The 24,904-nt window shown below is 57.2% G+C and carries 22 protein-coding genes; 4 read left to right on the top strand and 18 right to left on the bottom strand.

From position 1 onward, the window contains the following. Positions 1-3: 3 nt before the first annotated feature. Both H8696_RS04120 and H8696_RS04115 read right to left on the bottom strand, forming a co-directional pair. Complete coding sequence (locus H8696_RS04120) at positions 4-657, bottom strand: response regulator transcription factor (RefSeq protein WP_249315094.1); 654 nt, start codon at positions 655-657, stop codon at positions 4-6. After that, positions 650-1,795: an aldo/keto reductase gene (locus H8696_RS04115; protein WP_249315093.1), complete on the bottom strand. Its 1,146-nt coding sequence runs from the start codon at positions 1,793-1,795 to the stop codon at positions 650-652. The genes H8696_RS04120 and H8696_RS04115 overlap by 8 nt, the downstream gene beginning before the upstream one ends. A gap of 169 nt (positions 1,796-1,964) precedes the next feature. Here H8696_RS04115 and H8696_RS04110 point away from each other — a divergent pair, with 169 nt between their 5' ends. After that, positions 1,965-2,573, top strand: a complete 609-nt coding sequence (locus H8696_RS04110; RefSeq protein WP_249315092.1) for a ComEA family DNA-binding protein — start codon at positions 1,965-1,967, stop codon at positions 2,571-2,573. Positions 2,574-2,605: 32 nt separating this feature from the next. Here H8696_RS04110 and galE read toward each other — a convergent pair whose 3' ends face one another. After that, the gene (galE, locus tag H8696_RS04105; RefSeq protein WP_249315091.1) at positions 2,606-3,595 is read right to left on the bottom strand and encodes a UDP-glucose 4-epimerase GalE; all 990 of its coding nucleotides are present in this window, start codon (positions 3,593-3,595) and stop codon (positions 2,606-2,608) included. A gap of 144 nt (positions 3,596-3,739) precedes the next feature. Here galE and H8696_RS04100 point away from each other — a divergent pair, with 144 nt between their 5' ends. Next, entirely contained in the window at positions 3,740-4,981 is a 1,242-nt protein-coding gene (locus H8696_RS04100; protein WP_249315090.1) for a DNA polymerase Y family protein, read from the top strand. Between the two features lie 9 nt (positions 4,982-4,990). Here the strand turns inward: H8696_RS04100 and H8696_RS04095 are convergent, their stop codons facing one another. From H8696_RS04095 to fusA, 6 genes are all read right to left on the bottom strand, one after another. Then, the gene (locus tag H8696_RS04095) at positions 4,991-5,881 is read right to left on the bottom strand and encodes an MBL fold metallo-hydrolase (RefSeq protein WP_249315089.1); all 891 of its coding nucleotides are present in this window, start codon (positions 5,879-5,881) and stop codon (positions 4,991-4,993) included. Positions 5,882-5,893: 12 nt separating this feature from the next. Beyond that, positions 5,894-6,310, bottom strand: a complete 417-nt coding sequence (locus tag H8696_RS04090; protein WP_249315088.1) for a secondary thiamine-phosphate synthase enzyme YjbQ — start codon at positions 6,308-6,310, stop codon at positions 5,894-5,896. Continuing rightward, a complete protein-coding gene (gene thrB / locus H8696_RS04085) occupies positions 6,307-7,212 on the bottom strand; it encodes a homoserine kinase (protein ID WP_249315087.1) in 906 nt (301 codons plus the stop codon). Before thrB ends, H8696_RS04090 begins: the two co-directional genes overlap by 4 nt. Positions 7,213-7,217: 5 nt before the next feature. Further along, a complete protein-coding gene (locus tag H8696_RS04080; RefSeq protein ID WP_249315086.1) occupies positions 7,218-8,414 on the bottom strand; it encodes a homoserine dehydrogenase in 1,197 nt (398 codons plus the stop codon). 17 nt (positions 8,415-8,431) lie between these two features. Next, complete coding sequence (locus tag H8696_RS04075; protein ID WP_249315085.1) at positions 8,432-9,361, bottom strand: 1-phosphofructokinase family hexose kinase; 930 nt, start codon at positions 9,359-9,361, stop codon at positions 8,432-8,434. A 105-nt stretch (positions 9,362-9,466) separates the two neighbouring features. After that, positions 9,467-11,539 (bottom strand): elongation factor G, encoded by a 2,073-nt coding sequence (fusA, locus tag H8696_RS04070; RefSeq protein WP_407926365.1) that lies wholly within the window; start codon positions 11,537-11,539, stop codon positions 9,467-9,469. A gap of 217 nt (positions 11,540-11,756) precedes the next feature. Between fusA and H8696_RS04065 the strand changes: the two genes are divergently transcribed. Then, on the top strand, positions 11,757-12,326 hold the full coding sequence (locus H8696_RS04065) for a GNAT family N-acetyltransferase (protein ID WP_249315083.1): 570 nt from the start codon (positions 11,757-11,759) through the stop codon (positions 12,324-12,326). A gap of 50 nt (positions 12,327-12,376) precedes the next feature. On the opposite strand, the gene H8696_RS04060 is transcribed toward H8696_RS04065, so the two are convergent. The 5 genes from H8696_RS04060 to gpr form a co-directional block, all read right to left on the bottom strand. Beyond that, positions 12,377-14,668, bottom strand: coding sequence for a vitamin B12-dependent ribonucleotide reductase (locus H8696_RS04060; protein ID WP_249315082.1), 2,292 nt, complete (start codon positions 14,666-14,668; stop codon positions 12,377-12,379). Positions 14,669-14,829: 161 nt separating this feature from the next. Beyond that, positions 14,830-15,750: a DMT family transporter gene (locus tag H8696_RS04055; protein WP_249315081.1), complete on the bottom strand. Its 921-nt coding sequence runs from the start codon at positions 15,748-15,750 to the stop codon at positions 14,830-14,832. Positions 15,751-15,814: 64 nt separating this feature from the next. After that, positions 15,815-16,585, bottom strand: coding sequence for a glutamate racemase (gene murI, locus H8696_RS04050; protein ID WP_249315080.1), 771 nt, complete (start codon positions 16,583-16,585; stop codon positions 15,815-15,817). A 53-nt stretch (positions 16,586-16,638) separates the two neighbouring features. Continuing rightward, complete coding sequence (spoIIP, locus tag H8696_RS04045) at positions 16,639-17,739, bottom strand: stage II sporulation protein P (RefSeq protein ID WP_249315079.1); 1,101 nt, start codon at positions 17,737-17,739, stop codon at positions 16,639-16,641. A gap of 80 nt (positions 17,740-17,819) precedes the next feature. Continuing rightward, positions 17,820-18,770, bottom strand: a complete 951-nt coding sequence (gene gpr, locus H8696_RS04040; protein ID WP_249315078.1) for a GPR endopeptidase — start codon at positions 18,768-18,770, stop codon at positions 17,820-17,822. 159 nt (positions 18,771-18,929) lie between these two features. Between gpr and rpsT the strand changes: the two genes are divergently transcribed. Next, positions 18,930-19,199 (top strand): 30S ribosomal protein S20, encoded by a 270-nt coding sequence (gene rpsT / locus H8696_RS04035; protein WP_249315077.1) that lies wholly within the window; start codon positions 18,930-18,932, stop codon positions 19,197-19,199. 43 nt (positions 19,200-19,242) lie between these two features. Here rpsT and holA read toward each other — a convergent pair whose 3' ends face one another. The 4 genes from holA to H8696_RS04015 are packed head-to-tail and all read right to left on the bottom strand — an operon-like array spanning position 19,243 to position 24,896. After that, on the bottom strand, positions 19,243-20,220 hold the full coding sequence (holA, locus tag H8696_RS04030; protein WP_249315076.1) for a DNA polymerase III subunit delta: 978 nt from the start codon (positions 20,218-20,220) through the stop codon (positions 19,243-19,245). Between the two features lie 4 nt (positions 20,221-20,224). Beyond that, positions 20,225-22,588: a DNA internalization-related competence protein ComEC/Rec2 gene (locus H8696_RS04025; RefSeq protein ID WP_249315075.1), complete on the bottom strand. Its 2,364-nt coding sequence runs from the start codon at positions 22,586-22,588 to the stop codon at positions 20,225-20,227. Positions 22,589-22,610: 22 nt separating this feature from the next. Further along, positions 22,611-23,330 (bottom strand): MBL fold metallo-hydrolase, encoded by a 720-nt coding sequence (locus H8696_RS04020; protein WP_249315074.1) that lies wholly within the window; start codon positions 23,328-23,330, stop codon positions 22,611-22,613. After that, positions 23,331-24,896, bottom strand: coding sequence for a GerMN domain-containing protein (locus H8696_RS04015; protein ID WP_249315073.1), 1,566 nt, complete (start codon positions 24,894-24,896; stop codon positions 23,331-23,333). Positions 24,897-24,904 lie beyond the last annotated feature (8 nt).

Here is a 24,904-nt window from a genome sequence, read left to right as displayed (position 1 = left end):
CCATCAACTCTCCAAACGGTAACCCAGCTTGGGAACGGTCACCAGCTTTTGCTGAAGTCCCAGCTTCTTTCGTACGTGCTGCACATGGATATCCACCGTGCGGCTCTCGCCTTCGAAGGCATATCCCCACACGGCGGCCAAAAGCCGTTCCCGGGTGAGGGCGATATCCAGGTTCTGCAAAAAGAAGACCAGCACGTCGAACTCCTTGGGCGTCAGGCTCACCAGCCTGTCCCCCTTTCGCACCGTGTGCTCGTCCAGATTGACCACGATGTCCTCAAAGGCCAGCACGTTCCGGCCCCGGTTGGAGCGCCGCAGCACCACCTCCACCCGGGCCAGCAGCTCCACCGCTTCAAAGGGTTTGACGATGTAGTCCTCCGCGCCCAGCCGAAGTCCCCGAACCTTATCCGCCACCTCCTGCCGGGCGGTAAGAAAGATCACCGGAGTGCCTCTGTTCTGAACCCGCTGAATGACCTCGAATCCATCCATATCCGGCAGCATCACATCCAGCAGAATAAGATCGAAATGCTCACCCATGATGCGCTCCACCGCGTCCCTGCCGTTTTCGCAGATATGGCCCTGATAGCCGCCGATGGACAGGGTGGCTTCAATCATCTTGGCAATATGAAGATCGTCCTCCACAATCAAAATATCAATCACGGAACATCCCCTGCGCCTTTATCATGTTCTCCCGCACCCGAACGGCAAAGGGGCAGCGCGGTTCGCACTGACCGCACTGAATGCAGTCGGACGCATGCTTTTCCAGCGCCCGATAGTGCTCCAGCACCGTGGGAGCCTTTGTATACTCGTAGAGGTCCGTGTATTTGGTCACCGCCGCGATGTCGATACCCGACGGGCAAGGCTGGCAGTGATTGCAGTACATGCACTTGCCGCTCATGGAATACTTCGGAGATTCGGCCAGCACCGACAGATCCTCCAGCTCGTCCTTCGGCGCCTCGAGATAACGCAGCGCCTCCTTCACCTCCGCCTCATTGGCACAGCCCACAAGAACGCTGGCCACCGCCGGTTTCGAGAGCGCATAGTGGATGAGCTGAGGTACCGTCATGACGCGGTCGAAGGGGGTTCTCGACGGCGAGATCATGGCGCCGCCGGCCAGCGGCTTCATCACCGTGATTCCCACGCCCAACGCCTCACAGGTCGCATAGAGCTTCGCACGCTCCGGATCCAACCCCCGAAAATTATCGCTCTCATAGGTCTCACTTTTGAACATATCATCGCTGTTCACGTCTTTGGGAAGCATGTCATAGGCCGGATTGATGGAAAACATGAGCACATCCACAAGTCCCGTCTCCACCATCATCCTGGCGGTCACCGGGTTATGGGAGCTCACTCCCAGGGTGCGCACCCGCCCCGCTTTCTTGAGCGAGCGGGCGTAGTCCATCACGCCCTCCTCCAGAACGACATGGACTTCCTCCGGCGAATCCACAAAATGGATCATGCCGATATCCACATAGTCCGTGCGGTATCGGGTATAGAAATCCTCAAAATAGGCCTTCGTCCGCTTCAAATCCCGGGTCCGGGCATATTGGCCGTCCTCACAAACCGTGCAGATATGCCCCTGGAGCAGCACCTTTTCCCGCCGTCCCTCCAGCGCCCTGCCAATATTGTCCCGCACCTCCGGCTGAGGCATGAAGACATCCAATATATTGATGTCGCCGTCCACAGCAGTCCCGATCACCCGATCCACCTCGGAAAAACTTTTATCCACCAGGTACTCACATCCAAGGCCTACACAGCTCGCTTTAAGGCCGCTACGGCCCAAATCATGATAAATCATGGGCAACCTCCTCACATTGTGCCAAATCCTATTGTTTCTATTGTGTCATCGAAGCGGGAGCCTTGTCAAGGGTGCCCCCGGGCGCCGGATCGGGACAGCATGCAAATTTTTTGTAATAATTGCGCGAATTGTGCTATGATATGGAAAGAATAACCGTAAGAGGTGGACCATGAAGACTTCCCGTATTGTGCTGGCATTGCTGGTCCTGGCCGTTCTGGCGGGGATGGCCGTGTACGGTCAGCTTCTTCCCGCATCCCTTTCGGCGACCGAACCGGCATCTTCTACCATTCAGGTGGATGTTCAGGGCGCCGTTCAGCATCCCGGCCTCTACGAGCTGCCTTATGACGCCAGACTGGAGGACGCCATTGAGGCTGCCGGCGGTTCGAACGGGGATACAAAGGAGCTGAACTTGGCGGAGCGCCTCTCCGACGGACAAAAAATCACGGTCCCTGGTGCGGACGGCGGCGCTGCCTCCGCTTCCACGGAGGAACCATCAGTATCTTCAAAACCGGCTTCCGCCCCATCTGCCGAGCCGATTCCCCCTTCCGAATCGTCACCATCCGCCTCCAAATCCCCGGACGTTGAAAAAATCAACATCAACACCGCCGGAAAGGAACAGCTTATGGAGCTGCCCGGCATCGGTGAGGTTAAGGCGGAAGCTATCATCGCCTACCGCGAGAGTTCCGGAGGCTTCCATGCGGTGGAAGAGCTGCTGAACGTCAAGGGAATCGGCGAAAAGACTTTGGAGAAATTGAAACCGCTGGTATCCATCGAATAAAAAAAGCGAGACAATGTGTCTCGCTTTTTTGTTTACCGTTCATATCCATCGGGATGAGTGCGGTGCCATTCCCAGGCGGTTGCAATGATTCGATCCAATTCAGGCATTTTGGGCTGCCAGCCCAGTTCCCTTGAAATCCTGTCCGAGCTTGCGATCAGGATGGCCGGATCTCCCGCACGCCGGGGCCTGACCTCCGCACGGATCTCCCGGCCGGTCACGTATCGGGCCGCCTCAATAACCTGGCGTACCGAGAATCCGCTGCCGTTGCCCAGGTTGTAAGCCGCGGAAGCGCCGCCTCTTTGCAGATGCTCAAGCGCCCGATAATGGGCGTCAGCCAGATCCATGACATGGATATAATCCCGGACACAGGTGCCGTCCGGCGTCTCGTAATCATCGCCAAAGATATCCAAATGATCCCGCTGGCCCAGGGCCGCCTGCAGCACCAGCGGAATGAGATGGCTCTCCGGGCGGTGGCTTTCGCCGATGGTGGCATCGGGATGAGCGCCCGCCGCATTGAAATATCTCAGGCACACGGAGCGGACGCCGTAAGGCCCTTCGTAGTCCTTCAAAATGTTCTCAATGATAAGCTTGGTCTTGCCGTAGATGTTCTTTGGCTTCTTATCCGCCGTCTCCACAATGGGAATGCGGACAGGATCGCCGTACACCGCCGCCGTGGAGGAAAAGACAATGTTTTGAACCTGCTGGTTCACCATGGCCCGAAGCACGGACAGTGTGCCCGCCAGGTTGTTGTAATAATATTTTTCCGGATTGACCATGGACTCGCCCACCTGGCTGAAGGCGGCAAAATGAATCACCGCATCCACCCGATGCCGCTCCATAACCCGTTCCAGGCCCCGGGTGTCGTGCAAGTCCCCTTCCACAAAGGTAATATTCTTCACCGAATCCCGGAAACCCGTGCTGAGATTATCATAAACCACCAGTTCTCTGCCGCGGTCTTTGAAATAGCGAGCAGTGTGGCTGCCGATATAGCCGGCGCCTCCCAGAATCAAAATACTGGACATCCAAAAACCTCCTTCATGTAGCCTTTATATATTCGCCAATTCCAAGCCAAATCCTGCCCATTTGGCAAACAAAGGTTCTTTACAATTGCGAACATATGTTTTATAATCACAATGTAGGAACAAACGTTCGGAGTGTGATTTTTTGTGGACCGAATCATTCTGCACTGTGATTTGAACGCTTTTTATGCCTCGGTCGAATGTCTGTACCGGCCGGATGTTGCTCATCTGCCGGTGGCCGTGGGCGGAGATGAGCAGATGCGTCACGGCATCGTGCTGGCCAAAAACGAGAAGGCCAAAGCCTTTGGCATCGCCACCGGCGAGCCCCTATGGAAGGCCCGGGAAAAGTGTCCAGGCCTTGTGATCCTGCCGCCCCACTCCCGGCGCTATCTCCATTTTTCCCAGCTGGCCCGAAATATCTACCAGCGCTACACCAATCGCATCGAGCCCTTCGGCATCGACGAGGCCTGGCTGGATATCACCGAAAAGGGCATGGATATGGCGGCGGGACGGCACGTTGCTGATGACATCCGCGGAGCCGTTCAGCGGGAGCTGGGCGTGACCGTATCGGTGGGTGTGTCCTTCAACAAGGTCTTTGCCAAGCTGGGCAGCGATTTTAAAAAGCCCAACGGTACCACCGTCATTGCCCGGCCGGACGTGTCCAGGCTGGTGTGGCCGCTCCCTGGGGAGCGGCTGCTGTTCGTGGGCCGCTCCGCCAAAAATGTCCTGCACAAGGTGGGCCTTTTCACCATTCGGGACATCGCTCACGCCTCCCCCAGGGTGCTGAAGGGCTGTTTGGGCAAGGCTGGTGAAAACCTGTGGCGCTATGCCAACGGCCTGGACGACAGCCCCGTGGCCATGGTGGACGAGACGGACCCCATCAAGGGACTGGGCAACAGCATCACCACCGCCCGCAATCTCACCCGCCAGGAGGAGATCCGCTTCGTGTTCGCCCATCTGGCCCAGAGCGTATCCAAACGGCTGCGCAAGCAAGGTCTGGTGGGCAGCACGCTGCAAATCTATGTCCGGTTCAGTGATCTTTCCCATCTGGAGCATCAGGGCCAGCTCCCCGCACCCACCCAGCTGGAAGACGATCTGACCCGGGAGGCCTGGCGCCTCTTCCAGGGCGTAAGGGTACAAAAGCCCATCCGCGCCCTGGGCATCCGCCTCACCCAGCTCCAGTCCGTCGAAGAGGCCGCCCAGCTTTCACTGCTGTGGAACGAAAAAAAGCGCCAACAAACGGCGCAGCTTGAACAATGTCTGGATCAAATTCATCGGCGTTTCGGTCCGGAAAGCGTACGGAAAGCCCCCGGCCTGGATGAGAACCTGGTCTCCCTGGTCCGGAGCACGGGCGTGGCTTCCCTCCCCGGCCGCCCTCACGCCTTTTGACGGCGAGAATTACAGCCGGTTCCATAGAACCTGATGATTTTCAAGATGGAGCTCAGCCCGGCCCGTCTCCCGAAGGTAACGCAGATAGGCGCCAAAGGTGGACATGAGCAGATAGTAGCCCACAAGATCAAAACGGGCGTCCAGCTCCCCCATCACCTTCCGGAAGGCGTCCTCCTTGGTCATGGGGCGGTCCAGTGCCTCATGGACCCTGCAGGCAAGCTCCTCAATGGCCCGCCGGTTGTCTCGGGCCAGGGCCCGAAAATCCTTCGCCACGCCGCCGTGGGCCAGCACACAGGCCTTCACGTCCATCTCCTCGATGACCTCCAGCGTCCCCAGGCTCTCCTTCACATCCACCAGATAGGGCATGCCCGTTCGCTGCCAAACCTTTCGCGAGATAAGCGCATCCCCGGAAAACAAATAGCCGTCCTCACTGAGGAAGCCTCCATGCTCCAAACAGTGGCCGGGAAGGCGAACCACTTCAAAGGACACATCCTCCACCGCCATGGGGCCGGCCTCAAGATGATGCACGGGCAAAACTGCTTCGGCATGAACAAACTTCGTCGAAAGCTCTGCGATGGGCCTGGCGGCATAGAGGTAGAAGCCTTCCAGACCGCTGTTCTCGATGGCTGCGGCTTCCGCGGGAAAAGCATAAAAAGAAGGCCGGGCATGCTCCATGAGATAGCCCCCGCCTCCGATATGATCCACATGGGAATGGGTATAAAGCACCGCCGAAACGGTGAACCCCGCGCCCTCCGCCGCCTTCAGGATGCGCCGGCCATAGCGCTCATCCAGGCCCGTGTCCACGATCACAGCCCGACCGGAAGCTCCGGTCATGGCGCCGATGACATTGTTGCCCGGCATGATATAGGTATGCTGATCCAAACGCTGAAAGGCGATCAAAGAACTTCCCTTCTATTCTCCAATAATTTTAACCAGCACCCGTTTTGAGCGCTTGCCGTCAAATTCTCCATAGAAAATCTGTTCCCAGGGTCCAAAATCCAGCCGTCCGCCGCTCACCGCCACCACCACCTCCCGGCCCATGACGGTGCGCTTTAAATGGGCGTCGCCATTGTCTTCGTAACCGTTGTGGGCGTAGGCGCTGTACGGCTTTTCCGGCGCCAGCTTCTCCAGCCAGCGTTCAAAATCCTGATGCAGCCCGCCCTCGTCATCGTTGATAAAGACGCTGGCCGTGATGTGCATGGCGTTGCATAACAGCAGGCCCTCCTGAATGCCGCTCTCCTTGAGCGCGGCTTTCACTTGCGGCGTAATATTGACGAACCCGCGCCGCGCAGGCAGATTGAAGGTCAATTCCCTGCGGTAGCTTTTCATGCTTCCACCTCTTCCCACCATGCGCCGTCCCGACATACTTCCAGAATATGAACCTCCCATTTATCCTCAAAGGTGGATGTATAGTAGTCCATTTCATACTGAAAACGCTGATAATCTTTGTCCAGAATGGCGATCATCGTGGGGCCGGCGCCGCTTAAAAACATGCCCTTGGCGCCCAGTTCCTTGGCCTTTGCCACGATATCATCGAAATGGGGAATAAACTTCTTTCGATAGGGCTGATGCAGCCGGTCGTCCGAGGCCGCCCAGAGGTTCTCCACCTTGCCGGTGATCAGCGAAGCCATCATGAGGCTTGCCCTGCTGATGTTGTATACCGCATCCTTTCGGGAAATCTCCTCCGGCAGGATGCCCCGGGCCATGGAGGTGGGCAGCGGGAAATCGGGAATCATAACGGCAAACCGGACAAAATCCACCGACATCTGCTTCACATAGTAAACCCGTTCATTCTCCATCGCCGCCACCGTCACGCCTCCGATGAGGGCGGGCAGAACGTTGTCCGGATGGCCGTCCATGCGGGTGGCCAGTTCAATAATATCCCGCTTTTTTAGGGGCTGACCCATCAGCGCATTGGCCGCAATGATGCCGGCCACGATGCAGGCCGCGGAGCTCCCAAGGCCGCGGGTGATGGGAATGCCGTTGATCTGACGAAGATAGAGGCCGGGCATGGGCCGGCCTACGATTTTATAGGTTTCCTTCATGGTCCGATAGACCAGGTTGTTTTCGCCCTCTTCCACCAGGGGCAGGTCCGATTCAGGAAAGTCCAGAATAAGGCCCTCTTCCCGAGGGTCCACAATAACGGTGTTGTAAAGGCTAAGCGCCATGCCCAGGCAGTCAAACCCCGCGCCCATATTGGCGCTGGTGGCCGGAACAAAAACCTTGATCATAGGTTCTATTCCTCCGTGATCACGCGAATCGGCATGGACAGCGCAAGACCCTCGCCCTTTTGGAGCAGCGCTTTCTCGGTCATGGGCTGGGTGATATAAGCGGTCCAGCCTTCAAACTCAGCCGTATCGCATTCGCCAAGAGCCGCCGTCACTTCCTCCACCGGCTTTGCCGATCGCACGAAGAAGCTTGCCGCTTCCGTATCAGGCACGATATCCTGCGTCTCCACCGGCAGAATGGGCGCCTTGAAGTCGCTCTTCTTCACGATATCGATGATATCCGCCACCACGGCGCTGGCGGTGGGCAGCTTGCCCGCGCCCCGGCCGTAGAACATCACGTCGCCCACAGCGTCTCCCTTGACCAAAACGCCGTTGAACACGTCGAAAATCCCTGACAGAGGATAGCTATGGGGCACCAGGCAGGGGGACACCCTCGCCGTAATCTCACCGCTCTCATCCATTCTGGCCGAACCGATGAGCTTGATGTTCATGCCAAAAGCCTTCGCGCCTTCGATATCCTCCATCTGAATCTTGGTGATGCCTTCGGTATCGATCTGGCGGTAGTCAATAAATTTCTGGAAGGCGATGGATGCGAGAATTGCAATTTTACGGGTGGAATCAAAACCTTCCACATCGTTGGTGGGATCCTTTTCCGCATAGCCCAGCTTCTGCGCATCGGCCAGCACGGTATGATAATCGAGGCCCTCGTTGCCCATGCGGGTCAGAATGTAGTTGGTGGTTCCGTTCAAGATGCCCTGGATCTCCGAGACCCGGTTGGCGCTCAGGCACTGGCTCAGCGGCCGGATAATGGGGATGCCGCCGCCCACGCTGGCCTCAAACATGAACCGGACGCCCATGCGCTGAGCGGTCTGGGTCAGCTCCGGACCATAGGTGGAAACCAACTCTTTGTTGGAGGTGACCACATGCTTGCCCGCCTCCATGGCGCGGCTCACAAAATCATAGGCCGGCTTGAGGCCGCCCATCATCTCCGCCACCACCTTGATCTCCGGATCCTCCAATATATCTTCAAAACGCTTGGTGAAAAGTCCGCTGTAGGACAGCTCGGGAAATTCGCGGAGGTCCAGCACTCTCTTGACCACGATCCGCTCCCCCGCACGCTTTTGGATGCTGTCCGCGTTCTTCATCAGCACTTCCACCACGCCGGAACCCACCGTTCCATGCCCTAAAATACCCACATAAGCCATTCGATCGTTCATCCTTTCTACATTGCCTGGATCGTTACCCGTTCAGCCAGGCTCTCAAAATCCTTTCGTTTGAGCAGCGCCGTGCCTTCGGCCAGGAGGCTGGATGCCGCCGCGGCCACGCCATAGCGCAGCTGTGTCTGAAGATCCGCGCCTTCGGCCAGCCCTTTGGCCATGCCCGCCGCAAAGGAATCCCCGGCGCCCACCGTAGCCCGTACGATCACCTTGAGCGCGGGCACAAAATACCGTTCCTCCCGGGTGAAGCAATAGGCGCCCTTGGAACCCATCGTTACCACCACCACCGTGACCCCCTTCTCCAGGATGGTCTCAGCGGCCTGAATAATCTTGTCCTTGGAGTCCATCTTCCGGCCCATGTAGGCCGCAAGCTCCGTCTCATCGGGCTTCACCATGTAAGGCGCGGCTTCGATACCCCGAATGAGTGCGAATCCTTCCGCATCCAGGATGGCTTTCTTGCCCATTTCCTTGGTGCGGCGGATAAGCTGGCCGTAGAAATCCTTGGGGCATTCCACCGGCAGACTGCCCGACATCACCACAACCTCGGAATTTTCCAGACTGGCGTTGAAGCTTTGCCAAAAAGCGTCCTCCGCCATCCGAGTCCAAGGCGAACCCGCCTCATTGATCTGGGTCATGGTTTGATGCAGGTTGTTCCAGATTTTATAGTTGGTCCGCACCGTGCCCGGCAGATAAACCATGCCGTTGTGGACGCCTTCCCTGGCCAGGCGGTTGTCAAAAACCATGCAGTTTTCCCGATGCAGGAAGCCCACACAGGTTGATTCAACGCCGAGGCGCTGCAGCGCAACGGCCACGTTGATGCCCTTGCCGCTGGGCGTCATCACCGTACGGCGCACGCGATTCACGCCGCCCTCGATCAGGCGGTCCACCAGCAGAGTCCGATCAATGCTTGGATTGAGACAAACCGTTGTAACCATGGGCATTACCCCCTCACATACACTTCATGATACCGAATTTTGACGGAGAACGCAACAGAAATTGCATAAAAAGAGGAGGCTTCTCACCTCCTCTTTCACCATCCTTTACTCTTCTTCCTTCTGATGGGCTTCAATGATCTTCTGGGCCATCTGGGCGGGCACTTCCTCGTAGCGCTCAAAGCTCATCGTGAAGGAGCCCCTGGCCTGGGTCATGGAACGAAGATCCGTAGCGTACTTGAACATCTCCGCTTCGGGCACTTCAGCCACGATCTGCTGAAGCTTGCCGATGGGGTTCATGCCCATGATGCGGCCCCTGCGCCGGTTCATATCCCCGATGATGTCACCCATGTACTCGTCAGGCACGGTGATCTCCACGTGATAGATGGGCTCAAGGAGCGCGGGATTCGCTTCCTGGCATCCCTTCTTGAAGGCAAGCGCCGCGGCCACCTTGAAGGCCATTTCCGAGGAATCCACCGGGTGGAAGGAACCGTCGTACAGGGTGCAGCGGATGTTGACCACCGGGAATCCCGCAAGAACACCCTTCACGATGCACTCCCGAAGACCCTTTTCCACCGCCGGAATGTACTGGCGGGGCACCACGCCGCCCACGACCTTATCCACGAACTCAAATTCAGCACTGCCGTCCAGAATGGGTTCAAACTCGATCCACACGTGGCCGAACTGGCCATGGCCGCCGGTCTGCTTCTTGTGGCGGCCCTCCGCCTTCACCTTCTTGCGGATGGTCTCCTTGTAGGGGATCCTGGGATCGCTGAGCTTGACCTGAGCGCCAAACTTGTTGGCCAGCTTTTTCACGATAATCTCAAGATGCATCTCGCCAAGACCGCTGAGCAGAGTCTCGCCGCCGTCGCCCTTGGCCACCCGGATGGTGGGATCCTCCTCCTCCAGGCGATGGAGCCCGGAAAACGCTTTGTCCTCATCGCCCTGCTTGGTCACCGTCACCGCCATGGAAAGGGCCGGTTCGGGGAAGACAATGGGGTCGAACAAACGGGGATGATTCACCGTGGACAGGGTGTCCCCAGTATTGGTCACCTGCAGCTTGGCAATAGCGCCGATATCACCGGAGGCGATGGCGTCGGTGGGAATCTGCTTTTTGCCCTGCAGAATATATAGGCCGCTCATCTTGCCGGTCTTTTCGGCATTGACATTGTACATCGGCGCATCGGAGCGGACCGTGCCGCTCATCACCTTAAACAGGGAGAGCTTGCCCACATAGGGGTCGGCCACCGTTTTAAAGACCCGGGCGCAGAGATGTCCGTCCGAATCCATCTTCACCTTGATGCGCTCGTGCTTGCTCACATCCTCCGCTTCCATCTCCGGCCGTTCGGCAGGATTGGGCATGAGCGTCACAACGGCATTCATCAAAGCCAAAACGCCCAGATTCTGGTTGGCGACACCGCCCAGCACCGGCACAATCTTGCCTTCATTCAGCCGTTCCCTGAGACCGCGCACGATCTCCTCCAGGGTCAGCGCCTCGCCGGCGAAGAACTTTTCAATGAGCTCGTCATCGCCTTCTGCCGCCGCTTCCGTGGCCACTTCAAGGGCCGCTTCCAGCGCGCCCTGCATATCCTCGGGCACCGGCGCTTCCTTTTCCTTCTTGCCGTCAAAGAGCATCGCCTTGCCGGAGATAACATCCACGTAGCCCGTAAGCTTGCCGTCCTCCTTGATAGGCAGCTGCAAAGGCACGATGGCCGTTCCGTAACGTTCCTGCAGCGCCGCAACCGTCTTATCGAAACTGGCATTCTCCTTGTCCAGCTTATTGACAAAAATCATACGGGGCAGCTGGGCCGCTTCACAACGCTCCCATGCTTTTTCAAAACCCACCGCTACACCGGAAGCGCCGCTGATTACCAGCACCGCGCCGTCCATCACGGTCATGGCCTCCGCCAATTCACCCTCGAAATCAAAATATCCCGGGACATCGATCACATTGATCTTGCAATCCCTATGCTCCACCGCCATGACGGAGGCGCTGATGGAAATCCCGCGCTTCGTCTCCTCGGGATCATAATCCGATACGGTCGAACCGTCTTCGACCTTGCCCATGCGGTCAATCGCACCGCTCTCAAAGAGCATCGCCTCGGCCAGGGTCGTCTTACCCTTGCCACTGTGGCCTACAATGCCAATGTTTCGTATCTCCTCGGTCTTATACGCTTTCAAATCCATCACTCCTCCTTATATTGACGTGCGAACATACGCGCTTCAAACACGCTGTTATATGTATTCTACCAAACATATATACAAATTGAAATATGCCAAGGTAAACTTTTTCATGACAATTTTGCAAAAATACCTAAAAGAGCGTCTTGGACTTCTGGCGGCGGGCCGATTGTGCTATGATGATAGCAGTATTGAAAGCGGAATAGGGAGGTTTGGAATGGCTTACGATCTCAGTAAATATTATTGGCAGGACGGCCGGGTTCGGCTCCGCGCCCTCCGGGAGACGGACTGGTCGGATTTTTATCAGCAGCTTATGGACGAGGAGCACACTTTCTTCTTTGACAGCATCGTGGAGCCGCCCCATAGCGAGGAATCGGCCAAAACCCGCTGGCTGGCCTACATGGCGGAAAGCCGCAAGCAGGGCCGCCTCAACTTTGCCATCGAGAATCTCGAAGGTGAAAAAGCGGGCACCGTGAGCCTTGCGGGCATTGACGAAAAGAACGGCCTTTTCACCATGTCCGTATCGGTGCTTCCCGCCTTTCGGGGAAGGGGCTGCGCCTACAGTGCCATGAATATTTTGCTCGATTACGCCTTCAATGAAAGGCGGCTTCACAAATTTGAAAGCGCCTGTGTGGAAGGCAACACCGTCTCGCAAAGGCTTCATGAAAAGCTGGGCTGCCGATTGGAGGGCCGTTTTCGCCAACGCATCTTTCACCAGGGCCGGTTCTGGAATGAACTGCGTTACGGCCTTCTGTCGGAGGAATACCACAGCCGCCGGGAGCTTTAAAATTGGGATATAAAAAAGCGGGGGAATTCCCCCGCTTTTTTATTCCCGGTTTAGCCGCACTTGGAATATCCGCAGGAGCGGCACACCACGCAGCCGCCCTCATGCTCCAGCTTGGAGCCGCACTCCGGGCAGTCCCCCGCCTCCTTCGCCGCCGGACAGGTGTCCTTCTGGGAGCACAGGGAGCAGTTATCCAGGCACCCATGCTTATCCACAAACTCCTTGCTTCCAATATCCAGGTTCTTGGCGGCGGTTTCGGCCTGCATGTGCTGCATCTTCATGACCTTCTCCAGCACCTTGCCAATAGCATCGGGGCAGGAGAGCACCTTAAGGCCCTTCTGGCGCAGCGTGGAATGACAGCGGATGCCCTTCAGCTGCTCAATGAGCGTGGTCACGTCCATGCCGGAGCGCAGAGCCATGGAAACAAGCCTGCTGGTGGCCTCGGACTGGCTGGGACAGCCGCCGGCGCGGCCCAGATTGGTAAACACCTCGCAGATGCCTTTTTCATCGTAATTGACGGTGATGTAGAGATTGCCGCAGCCGATGCGCACCTTTTCAGTGATGCCCATGGTCACCTCCGGCCTCGGCCGGGGCGTGATGGCCGCGGGCGCCGCAGGGCCTTCTTCTTCCTTGCCCTTCACCTTGCCCACATTCAGAACCTGCAGATCGCGGCTGCCATCCCGATAGATGGTCACACCCTTGCATCCCAGTTCATAGGCGAGGCGGTAGACGTCGCTCACATCCTCCCTTGTGGCGCTGTTGGGGAAGTTTACCGTCTTCGAAACGGCATTGTCCGTGAATTCCTGGAAAGCCGCCTGCATGCGGATATGGTATTCGGGGCTGATATCATGGGCGGTCACAAACACCCGCTTCACATCCTCGGGTACGCCCTCCACATGGGCCAGGGAGCCCTTTTGAGCGATCTCCCGCATGAGTTCATCGCTGTAGAAGCCGCGCTCCTCCGCCACCTTCCTGAAGTAGTCGTGCACTTCCAAAAGTTCATCGTTGTCCATGACGTTTCGAATAAAGGAGATGGCAAAAAGAGGCTCCACGCCGCCGGACGCGCCGCAGATGATGGAGATGGTTCCGGTGGGCGCGATGGTGGTGACGGTGGCGTTTCGGATGGGCTCCTCGTCCTTAAAGATGCTCTCGCCAAACAGCGGAAAGGGGCCGCGGGTTTTTGCCAGTTCCCGGGAGGCTTCCCTGCCCCGGGTTTCGATGAATTCCATGATCTTGCCTGCAACCGCGATGGCCTCCTCGGAGTTGTAGGGAATGCCCAGCTTGAAAAGCAGATCGGCAAAACCCATCACGCCAAGGCCGATCTTGCGCGTGCTCTTGGTGGTTTTTTCGATCTCCTCCAGCGGATATTTATTCATATCGATGACGTTGTCCAAAAAATGCACCGCACTGTCCACGATGCGGGCCAGCTTGGCATAGTTGATGACAAATTTGCCCTCCTCCTCATCCAGGACGGCATTGAGGTTGATAGACCCGAGATTGCAGCTCTCATAGGGCAGCAAGGGCTGTTCGCCGCAGGGATTGGTGCTCTCGATCTCGCCCTGGCTTGGGACCACGTTGTCCCGGTTGAGGCGGTCCAGGAACACGATGCCCGGCTCGCCGTTGTTCCAGGCCATATCCACGATAAGGTCATAGACCTCCTTCGCCCGTTTCTGGCCCACCACTTCCTTGGTCTTGGGGTCGATGAGATCATAGTAGGTGTCGGCTTTCACCGCCTCCATGAATTTCTCGGTGATGCCCACACTGATATTGAAGTTGGTGATCTCCGCACTGTCTTTCTTGCACTGAATAAACTCGGTGATATTGGGATGGTCCACGCGAAGAATGCCCATGTTGGCGCCCCGGCGGGTGCCGCCCTGCTTGACGGCTTCCGTAGCGGCATTGAAAACTTTCATAAAGCTGATGGGGCCGCTGGCCACGCCGCCGGTGGAACGGACCGAGCTGCCCGCAGGACGGATTCTGCTGAAACTGAAGCCCGTGCCGCCGCCGCTCTTATGAATGAGTGCAGCATTTTTCACCGCGTCAAAGATGCCGTCCATGCTGTCCGGCACCGGCAGCACAAAACAGGCCGAAAGTTGGCCCAAAGGCTTGCCCGCATTCATAAGGGTGGGCGAATTGGGCATAAATTCAAGATTGGTCATCATTTCAAAGAACTCTTCCGCCAGCGCCTTTGTGTCACTGTTTGAATCATAATGCTTATCCGCCTCTGCAATGTGGTTCGCCACCCTGCGGAACAGGCCCTCCACAGTCTCTATTAAATTTCCCTCTTCATCCTTGGAGAGATAGCGCCTTTCCAGCACCTTGATGGCATTCTCCGAAAACTTCATGAACCCCAGTCCTCCTGTCACTTTTACATATCTTGTGTTTCTGGTCCGCCCGAAACACTAGATATTGTACCACCCCCCTATAGGTTTTTCAACCACAATATGGAGTAAAATTGGCAAAAAAAATCCGGAACCAAAGTTCCGGACGCAAAACTGTATCAAATTTATACGAAGGTGTCCTCCACCTTGCCGGGATCCACCGGCTCCTCGTTCCTGCCCTTCAAACGGTTGTTGTACCAATAGATCAAAACGGAGGCCGCGATCACCAGCCCGCCGCCCATGCAGGAGGCGGCGGACACGTTCTCGCCCAGGATCACATAGCCCAGGATCATGGAAAAGATGATGCCCGTGTAGTTGTAGACGCTCACCTCCGCCGCCGGCGCCTTCTGGTAGGCCAGGGTGATGGTGATCTGGCCCAGCCACCCGAATACGCCGATGAGGATCAAATAGATGAGCTCCGTCCAGGTGGGCACCACAAAATTTCCGATCATAAACGGAATGGAAGCCACCGAGCAGAACACAAAAAGGTGAAACAAGATGGTCTGAGGATCCACTTTGCCCTTCATATAGGCCAGAAGCGTGTAGCAGATGCCGGCGGTGATGGAGGTGCAAAAGGCTATGATAAGGGGAAAATAGTTGGAATTGAAGGTGGGATTGGCCACCAAAAAGGCGCCAATGAAGGCAAGAATCATGGCCGGAATCTGCATCTTTGAAATTTTTTCCTTGAGGAAGATGGCCGCAAAGATGGTGATGAGGAAAGGCGACATCTTGCTTAGAATGGTCACATCCGCCTGATGGGCATGATTGACCGCATAAAACAGGGTGATGATGCCAAGAAAGCCGAAGAAGGAGCGGCTGAAGAGCATGGGCTGATCCTTTTTCGTCCCAAAATAGGAGCCCTTCCGCTTGGTGATCAGGATGAAGGACACCACGACTCCCACAATATTGCGGAAAAATACCTGCTCCAGTACCGGAATGCGGCCGCCGGATAGGGAGACCACAATCTGCATCGCCGAAAAGGACAGGGCCGACAGAATCATGAGCAGAATTCCCTGTTTCTTACCGGAAAGCCCCAATATTCCCACACTCCCTTGCTTTATCCTTCCTGATTATAGCCCCGGCTCCGCTAAGCGGTCAAGAGCGGGGCGCTCAGGGTGTCTCCATCAGGCGTTTTAAGAACGCCAGGGTGTCCGGATCGGCCGAGGACGAATGATACTCCACCGTGCCCGCCGTGCGGCGGCTCGTATCAAGGCCCCGGGATTCGAGCACATGCTTTAGATGGTGAACGGTGCCCTCGTTGCCGTCCACCAGTGTCACATCCCCCAAAATGTCCCGGATGGCTTCCTTCACAAAGGGATAATGGGTGCAGCCCAGCACCACCGCTTCAATCCTCCTGCCGCCGAAGGGCGCGAACAGGCCCGTGAGGTACTCGCGGATGGTCCTATCCCGAAAATGGCCCCCCTCCACCAGCTCCATCAGCCCCACGCAGGGCAGCGGCACCACCCATTCCGGATTGTGAAAGCTGTCCAGCATGTGATGGAAGCGTTCCTGCTCCAGCGTGGCTTGGGTGGCCATAACCACCACCACCCCGTCCTCATGGCGGGACAGGGCGGGCTTCACGGCAGGCTCCATGCCGAGGACAGGAATCTCAAGACGGCTTCTCAGCATCTCCAGCGCCGCGCTGGAAGCGGTGTTGCATGCCACCAGCAGCGCCTTGATTCCCCGCTCACGCAAAAAGGAAACGACCTTCCAGGTGAGGGCCCGAATCTCCTCGGGCTCCTTCACGCCGTAGGGTGCGTTTCCATGATCTCCATAATAGATAAAGGACTCCCTGGGCAGAACCTTTACCGCCTCCCGAAGGACGCTGATGCCGCCGCTGCCCGAATCCATCACGCCGATGGGCAAATTCCTTTGATCCATGGCTACCTCCTAAGGGTTTGCTCCTTATTATGGTACCACGAATTGTAGTCTTGTCAATTCTCAAAGCTGAGGCTGATGGCCTTCGCGATGTAGGGAACGGCGTTCAAAACCTCCTCCAGGGTGTTGGCATTGTTGCCCACCTCAATAAGGATACAGCCGGTGGACAGATGCTGATTGAACCGGCCCGTCTTAACATCCACTTCCTTGGCGATGCCCGGCGCGATATCGTTGAGGTTGTTGGTCACTTTGAGCCCCAGCTTGTAGTTTTCCTGCCAGTTGGGCCGCTCCTCAAAACCGCCGGCCTTGCCCTGACCTGTACCGATGACCACCATCACCCGGGCCACCTGCTTGCCGTCAATGGTCACGGTATTGGCTTCCTTGCTGCCCTCGATATATGCGTCCCGATGGAGATCGATGATCATCTTGAGTTCAGGATTGGCCGAAAGCTGGGACTCCATGGTGGTCAGGGAGCGGTTGTAAGCCGTGCCCAGCTTGGGCGGCTCATGCAGGGTGGTGTCATGGATCGTGGGAATGCCGTACTGGTTATTGAGAAGATGGGTCAGCTCCGCGCCCACCCGGGCCACATTGAAGTTGTTGTCCTTGGTCCGCCAGGCCTCCGTCTCCTCATAGGGATTGGCGGCGTCCTGAGCGTAGGCCTCGAAGTTATGGGTGTGATAGATGAGAATCTGCGGACCGTCGCCCTGGCTGGCGATGGGCGCCAGATTATCCGTCAGGTTTTCAACCTCCACCTGAATGGCCTCCGGAACCTCCGCGGCGGCCCCGCTGTTTTCGTTCTCATGGCCGTACGCATCCCCGGTGGTAATGTTGGCCGACGCCTCCTGCGCCGTATCCTCCCCCTCTCCGCCGCTGAGGCTGGGAATGGGATAGGTGATGAGGCTCTTCGGATCGTCCAGATCCACGCCGAAGACCGCCTCGCCCAGCCACTGGACCACGCCGCTCTCCGTGCGGGCGCCGCCCCGGGACACGGCGGGCGTTTGCCCAGCGTCCGCCGCCATTTGAACAGGTTCGTCCAGATTGGCCGCCGCGCTGTCCCCCGCGAGAAGCCGGGCGCCGAGGCCCACCAGTGCCACCACAATGAGAATAAAGGCCACCCCATAGATGAGGTTGACCGCTTTGACCACCCGAATTCGCATTTGTATAACACCGTCCTTCCTCTGATATCTATTCAGGGAAGGGACGAAGTATGTCTCAAAGGGTATCCAAAGGACAATCCTTAAACGCCGTAGGAACGGACCTCCTCCAGGCTGAGACCGTCATGAAAGGCCATGTTGAGCCCTTCGGACAGACTTTTCGACGCCTCCTCAATGAGCTCGTCCACCTCCTTTGGGGTGACCACCATCTGGGGAAACGTACCGGAGAGGACCTGCTGCTGCACATTTTCAAGGAGCTTTTCCTCCAGCGAATTGAGGCTCCGCTTGCCGCCGGACAGCGCCATCTCAATGGCGTCCTGCGCGATGGTGGACGCATAGACCACCATGGGTACGCCAAGGGCGATGACGGGGATGCCCAGCGTCTTTTGGGAGATCTCCCGGCGCCGGTTGCCCACGCCGCTGCCCGGCTGAATGCCCGTGTCGGAGATCTGGATGGTGGTGCCGATGCGGGACGCCTTGCGGGCGGCCAGGGAGTCGATCACCACCAGAACGTCCGGGGCGATCCGCTCCACCAGGGAGCTTATGACCTCAAAGGTTTCAAGGCCGGTGAGCCCTAAAACGCCCGGCGCAATGGCGCTGACGCTGCGGATCCGCTCGTCGATGGCGTCCGGCATGGCCATCAGCATGTGCCGGGTAACCAGCATCTGATCCACCACTCGAGGACCCAGGGCGTCGGGCGTCATGTTCCAGTTGCCAAGGCCCACCACCAGCGCCGTGGTCTCCGCCGTCATCTCAGGCAGCAGCGCTTTCAGTTCCTTGGCCAGCTGATTTGCAATCTCGTCCTCCAGTTCCATGCTCCGTTCGGGGACCGCCGGGAATTCCAAGGTCACATAGGTGCCCACGGCCTTTCCCATTTTCCGGGCCCCTTCCTCTGTTTCGATCCGGACCCGAGTCACGGTCAGCTCGCCCTTTGCCAGCGTTTCATGGCTCTCGGAAACGCCTGAAACGCTCTCCGGATCCTTCTTTTGCAATATTTCCCTGGCTTCCATGGCCAGATCGGTACGAATATTCATGGGAAACACCTGCTTTCATGCTTTTCCCATAGCATGGCTTTCCGCCGCTCAAAGTATGCAGTCCCAGGCTTTTCCGATATTTTTCCGTTTTATGTTGCAATCTTGGGGCAACCATGATAAAATGAAATCCGTTGAAATTTCATCAAGGAGGTGAATCGAATGCCACAAATCAAATCCGCTATGAAAAGGGTTAAGGTCACGGAAAAGAAGAACATGCGCAATCGGGTTTTGAAGTCCTCCTTGAAGACGACTTTGAAGAAGTTCGATAGTGCCTGCGCCGATAAGAACGTGGGCGAGGCCGAGACGTTGTTTGTCGAAGCGACCAGCGCTGTCGATAAAGCAGTCACCAAGGGTATCCTGCACCGCAACACCGCCAATCACAAGAAGGCTTATCTGGCCCGTCATCTGGACGCCGCCAAGGCCGAATAAGGTGGAATGCAAAAAAGCACCTCGAAGGGTGCTTTTTTTGATGCTAAAATCCGGCAATCCGCTGAAGAAGCAGCTCCAGCGCGGAATCCTCTTTGAGAACGCCGGTTTTGATGGCTTCGTCCATCTCCCGGCAGGCCCGCAGAGCGGCGGCGAGCTCCGGCTCCTTGAAGCGGCCGGCCTGCTGGGCGATCTTTCTTGCTACAAAGGGCGGAAGCTTGAGCACGGAAGCGAGATTCGCGCCCTTCTCCAGCGTTTTGGCCCGATAGAGATTCCGCATCTGGCGGTAGATCATGGCAAGCACGCCGATGCCGCTCTGCCCCTGGCCCAGCAGCCCCCGCAGAATGACCAGCGCCTCGCCCAGTTCCCGCCGGCAGAGATGGTCGGTCATCTGAAAGATGTTGTATTCAAGGGAGGGCTGCACCAGCGCCTTGATATCCGTCTCCCCGATGGCTTCACCGTCCGCGTAAACGGACAGCTTGTCGATCTCATGAATCAAGTCCTGCAGTTCCCGCCCGGCGTAGAGTATGAGCAGCTGAGCCGCCTCAAAATTCAGGTTCTTCCCCTTCATCCTCGCGTAGCGGGACAGATAATCCACAAGCTCCCGATCCTCCATGGGCGAGAAGAGAACCTCCTGACCCTGCTTGATCAGAAGCTGTGACAGCTTTTTGCGCTTGTCCAGGCTGCCCCGCTGATAGAATACCAGGCAGGTGCTTTCCGGAACCTCAGCCAAATAGGCCTCCAGTGTCTCATCCCTGCCTTCGTGAAGGAGGGGGCTGTCCTTCACCACCACCAGCCGCCGCTCCGCCATGAAGGGCAGCGTTTCCGCTGCCGCCCGGATGCGGCCGCCGTCCTTCTCCTCCTCCAAAACGTCATAGTTGACCGTACGGGTGGCGGGATCGGTCAGGGCGTTCACCAGCTTTTCCAGCGCCCGCTCCTTGATGTATTCCTCCTCGCCATGAAACACATATAAGCTGCCCACGATATCCTTTCGAATCTGATCAAAGAATCCTTGATAATTCATGTTCTCACCTCGCCATATTGAAGGCCCTGCCGCTGGCATAGCCTGTCATTTTCCAAAGTTCATTCTCTTTATGCACAATTACCGCGCCGTCCAGATCGGTGCGGAAAATTTCGATATCATGATCCGTGAGCCGCTCCAAAACATCGCTGTTTGGATGGCGGTACAGATTGTTCCGGCCCACGGAGATAACCGCCGCCTCTGGTTTTGCGGCATCCAGCCAGCCCTCCGTGGTGGAGGTGGCGCTTCCGTGATGGGACACCTTGATAAGATCCGCCTCACCGATGACATTTTGCAGCTTTTCCTCCCCTTCCGCCTCCAAATCACCGGCGGTTAAAAAGCGCAGTCCGTCCAGCTCGAGAGCGAGCACCATGGACAGATCGTTGGCGCCGCCCTCCATGTCCGCCGCGGGACCCAACACCTTGAAGGGGCCGAGCTCATCGCCCGCGCCCACTTCCAAAACGGGTATATCCCGCCGCTCCGCTTCCTCCAAAAGTCTTCGAAAGGGCACGTCACCCAGTCCCTCCAGTCCTTCGGAGCAGTAGATGGCGTCCACCTTGGTGTTTTGCAGCACGGTCAAAAGCCCGCCCACATGATCCGCATCGGGATGACTGACCACCATGCCTTTGAGATGAAGTGCTCCCTCCTGCCTTAAAAAGGGCAGAATCACACTCCTGCCGGGATCCCAAGTCTCCTCCAGATCTCCGCCGCCATCGATAAGATAGGCCCCTTCCTCCGTTTTGACAAAGATGCTGTCGCCCTGGCCCACATCCAGAAATACGATCCTCGGCTGGCTGTGCTCCGCCGTTTGTACAATGAGCCCCGCCGCCATGACCACACAGCACAGCGTAAGCAGGATTTTCCGGCTCCCCGGCCGCACAAAGAAGGGCGCGGAAACAAAGAGGATAAACGCGCCAAAGCCGACCGAAGTCAGGACGCTTGGTCTTGCCAGAATCAGCGTCGTGTAGGGCACCGATGCGGTGAGCCGGGTGAGGCCGATGATTCCCTCAAAGCCGAAATGGAGGAACCAGCCAAAGGGCACGGCGAGATAGGGCGTGATAAGTCCAAGCAAGGTCGCCACCAGCCCCACGACAATGAACACGCCAAAGATAGGTACGATGATCAGGTTTACAAAGAAGGAGAGAATGGATATCCTGCCAAAATACCAGGCCATGAGGGGCAGCGTTGCCAACTGGGCGGACAGGTTGACCGCCGTGATTTCCCTAAGAGACCTCGGCAGCCTCCGGAGAGGCCCCTCGGTAAAGCGCTGGCTGAGCAGCAAAATACCGGCAACCGCCGCATAGGACAGTTGAAAACCCGCTTGAAAGAGCGATAAGGGTGAAATGATGAGAATGACCAGCATGGACAGCGCAAGGCCGGTGATGCGGTCGGCGCGCTGGCCCAAGGCCTCCCCGGCAAGATAAAAAACCATCATGAGGGATGCGCGGACAATGGAGGGCGACAGGCCCGTCATCAGTGAATAAACCGAAAGAAAGATCACAATGATGGGAAAGCGCCATTTATAGTTGAGCTTAAGCCGCCTCAAAAAGGCGGTGAGCGCCATGGCCAGAATGCCTACATGCAAACCGGATATAGCGAGGAGATGGGAGACGCCCATGATTTGAAAATTCTCGCTCACCTCATCGGGAAGATCGCTTCGATCCCCCAGAAGCACGCTGGTCAAAAGGGCGGCGCCATCGCTTTTGCCAAGGTAGCCTTCAATGGAACGGCCGAGTTTCTCCTTGAGACCCAGAATCCAGCCGTAGGAATCCAGGCCCGAATCCGTGCTTCCAAGCATGACCAAAGTGTCCGTGGTCCACCCCGTGGAGGCCACGTTTTTGTAGGCCCAATAATTTTTGTAGTTGTATGCGCCGGGATTGGTGGGTTCCTCAATGGGGTTCAGCCGAGCCCAGCCCCGAAGGGTCTGCCCATAGACGGGGGAAAGACTCACCGGGCCATCGTCCCGGCCATAGAGGGTGAGCGCACAGCGTTTGGGATCGGAAAGCCATTCCCCTTTCACCCGCACCCGCACATCCTTCAAGATCAGCCGGACCGAACCATCGTCGTTTTCCACGGGAAGCTCCGAAACGATGCCGGAGAACTCGCGAACGGAGCCGTCCAGGTAGCTGCGTTCCAGTTCGAAGGGCAAAAATGCCGTACGACAGCAGAAGAGACCCGCCGCAAGGAAAAAAAGAAGCAGGCAGGCACGGAAGGGCACCTCCCACTTGCGAAAAAGAAGGGCGAGGGCAAAAAAAGCGGCAGCCGCGCCGAGGATCGCCAGAACCGGCCATTTCAGGCAGGCGCCAAGACCCACGCCTGCAGCAAATATCAGCGCAGGCGCCACAAACGGCCGGTTGTTAAAAAAGCGCATACCCCTCACCCATCATATCGATCTATACTGTGTAACTCTCCATCTCCCGCACCACTTGGGCTCCCGGGAAAACCTCACCCGCTTCCCTTCGGTACGCCGCCTCATCGGCGTATGGCGGCATGTGGGTCAAATAAAGCTGCTCGATGCCGGCCTGCCGGGCCACCATGGCAGCCTGGTGGGCGGAAAGGTGGGGGCCTTCCGGATGCTCGCCCAAAAAACAGGCGTCCATCAGCGCGCAGTTTGCACCTTGGACAAGCTCCATGAGCCCTTCAAAATAGGCGGTGTCCCCGGAATAAAAAAGCGTTCTCCCCTCCCCATGGAGGAGCATGGCATAGCAGGGCACAGGATGCCGCACCGGATGAAAGGTCAGACTAAGCCCAGTAAAATCGAGCCTATTTGCATAGACGCCCACCCGCATATGATCGAATCCCTCAATCATGGCCAAAACATCTGCCGGCGCTCCCGGAAGATACACCGGAAGCTTTCCCTGCCGCAGCCCCTTTTTCGTGAGCATCTGCATAGCGTAGTTCAAAACGCCGAGATCGCTTATGTGATCCTGATGGAGGTGGGAAATCACCACGGCATCCAGCTCCTCAAGGGCCGTAAGCCGCTGAAGCCGTGCCGCCGTACCGCTGCCGCAGTCCAGAAGGATCTTCAAATCGGCACATTCAAGGAGATATCCGCTGGTCGCGCCGTCTTCCGGAGGATAGGGACCGTATTTGCCAAGCACTGTAAATCTCATCTAACTGCCCTCCTTGATGATGCCGGGATTCCGCATGAACGGCGTGGTCATGTACAGATAGCCGCTCAGCTTATCGATGGACTGTCCGGCTCTAAAGAACTGCACCCGCCGGATGGTGGGCATCTCGGTTAAAGTGTTGACAATGGAATAGACCAGCATCCGCTCCTGAACCTCGCTCAGACTTTGACACTCCTCATAAAAGCTGTCCGAAAGATTCACCAAGGCTAAATCGCCCTCCACCGTCACACTCTCGAAGATAGCCTCCGTTTCGCCCTCCTGGAAAATGGGCGTGGCCTCCGCGCTTTCACCCTGAAGGGGCCCCAGCATGATCTGCTCCAGTCTTTGAATCATATAGCGCATACCCGTTTGGGACATGGCCCGGGTGACGGGCACCAGCGAATTCATGCTGGGATGCGCGAAATACAGCAGCACCGTATCGCCCACAAGTCCGCTGAAGTCGGTCTTCTCCATCAAGCCTTCGGTAAAATTCTTCTCCGGAATGGACGCAATAGGTTTGCCCTCAACCTGAATGGCGATGGCATTGAGATCGGGAAAGCAGGCGCACAGGCTCTCCACCACCGAACCCAGCACCAGAGCGTCGGAGGAGGATGTTCCCTGCACCACCGTATTGAAATGGGAGGAGAAATTGAGGGTCACCTGCGTAACATTTTCCCCCTCACCAAAGGTGGGCGCACCAAGGAGCGTCAGCTGGGAGGGCAGCACCGAAGTCATGCGGGTGGGATCGATGGGCCCTTTGCGCAGCTCAGAGATGACGATTTTCACGTTTTCCACCCGGTTGTTGGTCAACTGCACGCTTCGGGGTTCGATCAAAAGATAGGCGCCGTTAATATCCTTGAAAAAGAGTGGAAGCGTCACCTGCCGGGTGTAGGTCCGCTCCGTCGACAGCATCTCCTGCTGCTCCTCCACCTCCATCGAATGCTCCCGCCACGCCTCCTCCAGCGTGCGGTTGGTCTTGGACATGAGCCCCATGGGCTCCACGGCATCCCCCTCATAGAGCACGCCCTCCACAAAGATGCCCACCCACTGGATCTCCTCGGAAGATACGGTGAGCGTGTTGGTGATGGCAAGCCGGGCTGCAAATTGTTCCTTCGGCGAAAGATTCTTGAAGGCGCTATTGAGGTTGACCAGCACCACGTTTTCCGACTGTTCGATACCAAGAAGCTTCACATCCTCCGGCACCACCGCAAGAAAACCTGAATCCACCACACCCTGATCGGCGGCGGCCGTAGCTGAGGGACTGGGCTGGATCTCCGGCTGATATTCGGGCCCGCCCAGAAGCCACTCCACCGCCGCTTCGGCCAGGCTCTTGCTCTCCGAGTACTGGACCTCGCGGACCACCGACACCAAATTGGTCCGGTCCTGATTGTAAAAATACAGGGATACGCTGCGGGAAAGCCAATTCTCGCTGCTGCCAAAAACATGGGCCTGGGCGCTGGGCGCCGGGACGTTGCCCGTTTGATCGATATTTTCACGGGAGTCGGCGCAGCCCGCAAGGGCCAGAGCCAACATGAGAACGCCGAGCGCTCCTGCTATCATTCTTCTCATGACTTTAT

It is taken from the genome of Gehongia tenuis, from assembly GCF_014384795.1.
GTDB lineage: Bacteria > Bacillota > Clostridia > Christensenellales > NSJ-53 > Gehongia > Gehongia tenuis.
The sequence above is the reverse complement of the archived record's forward strand: the minus strand, read 5'-3'. Positions and strand labels throughout refer to the sequence as shown.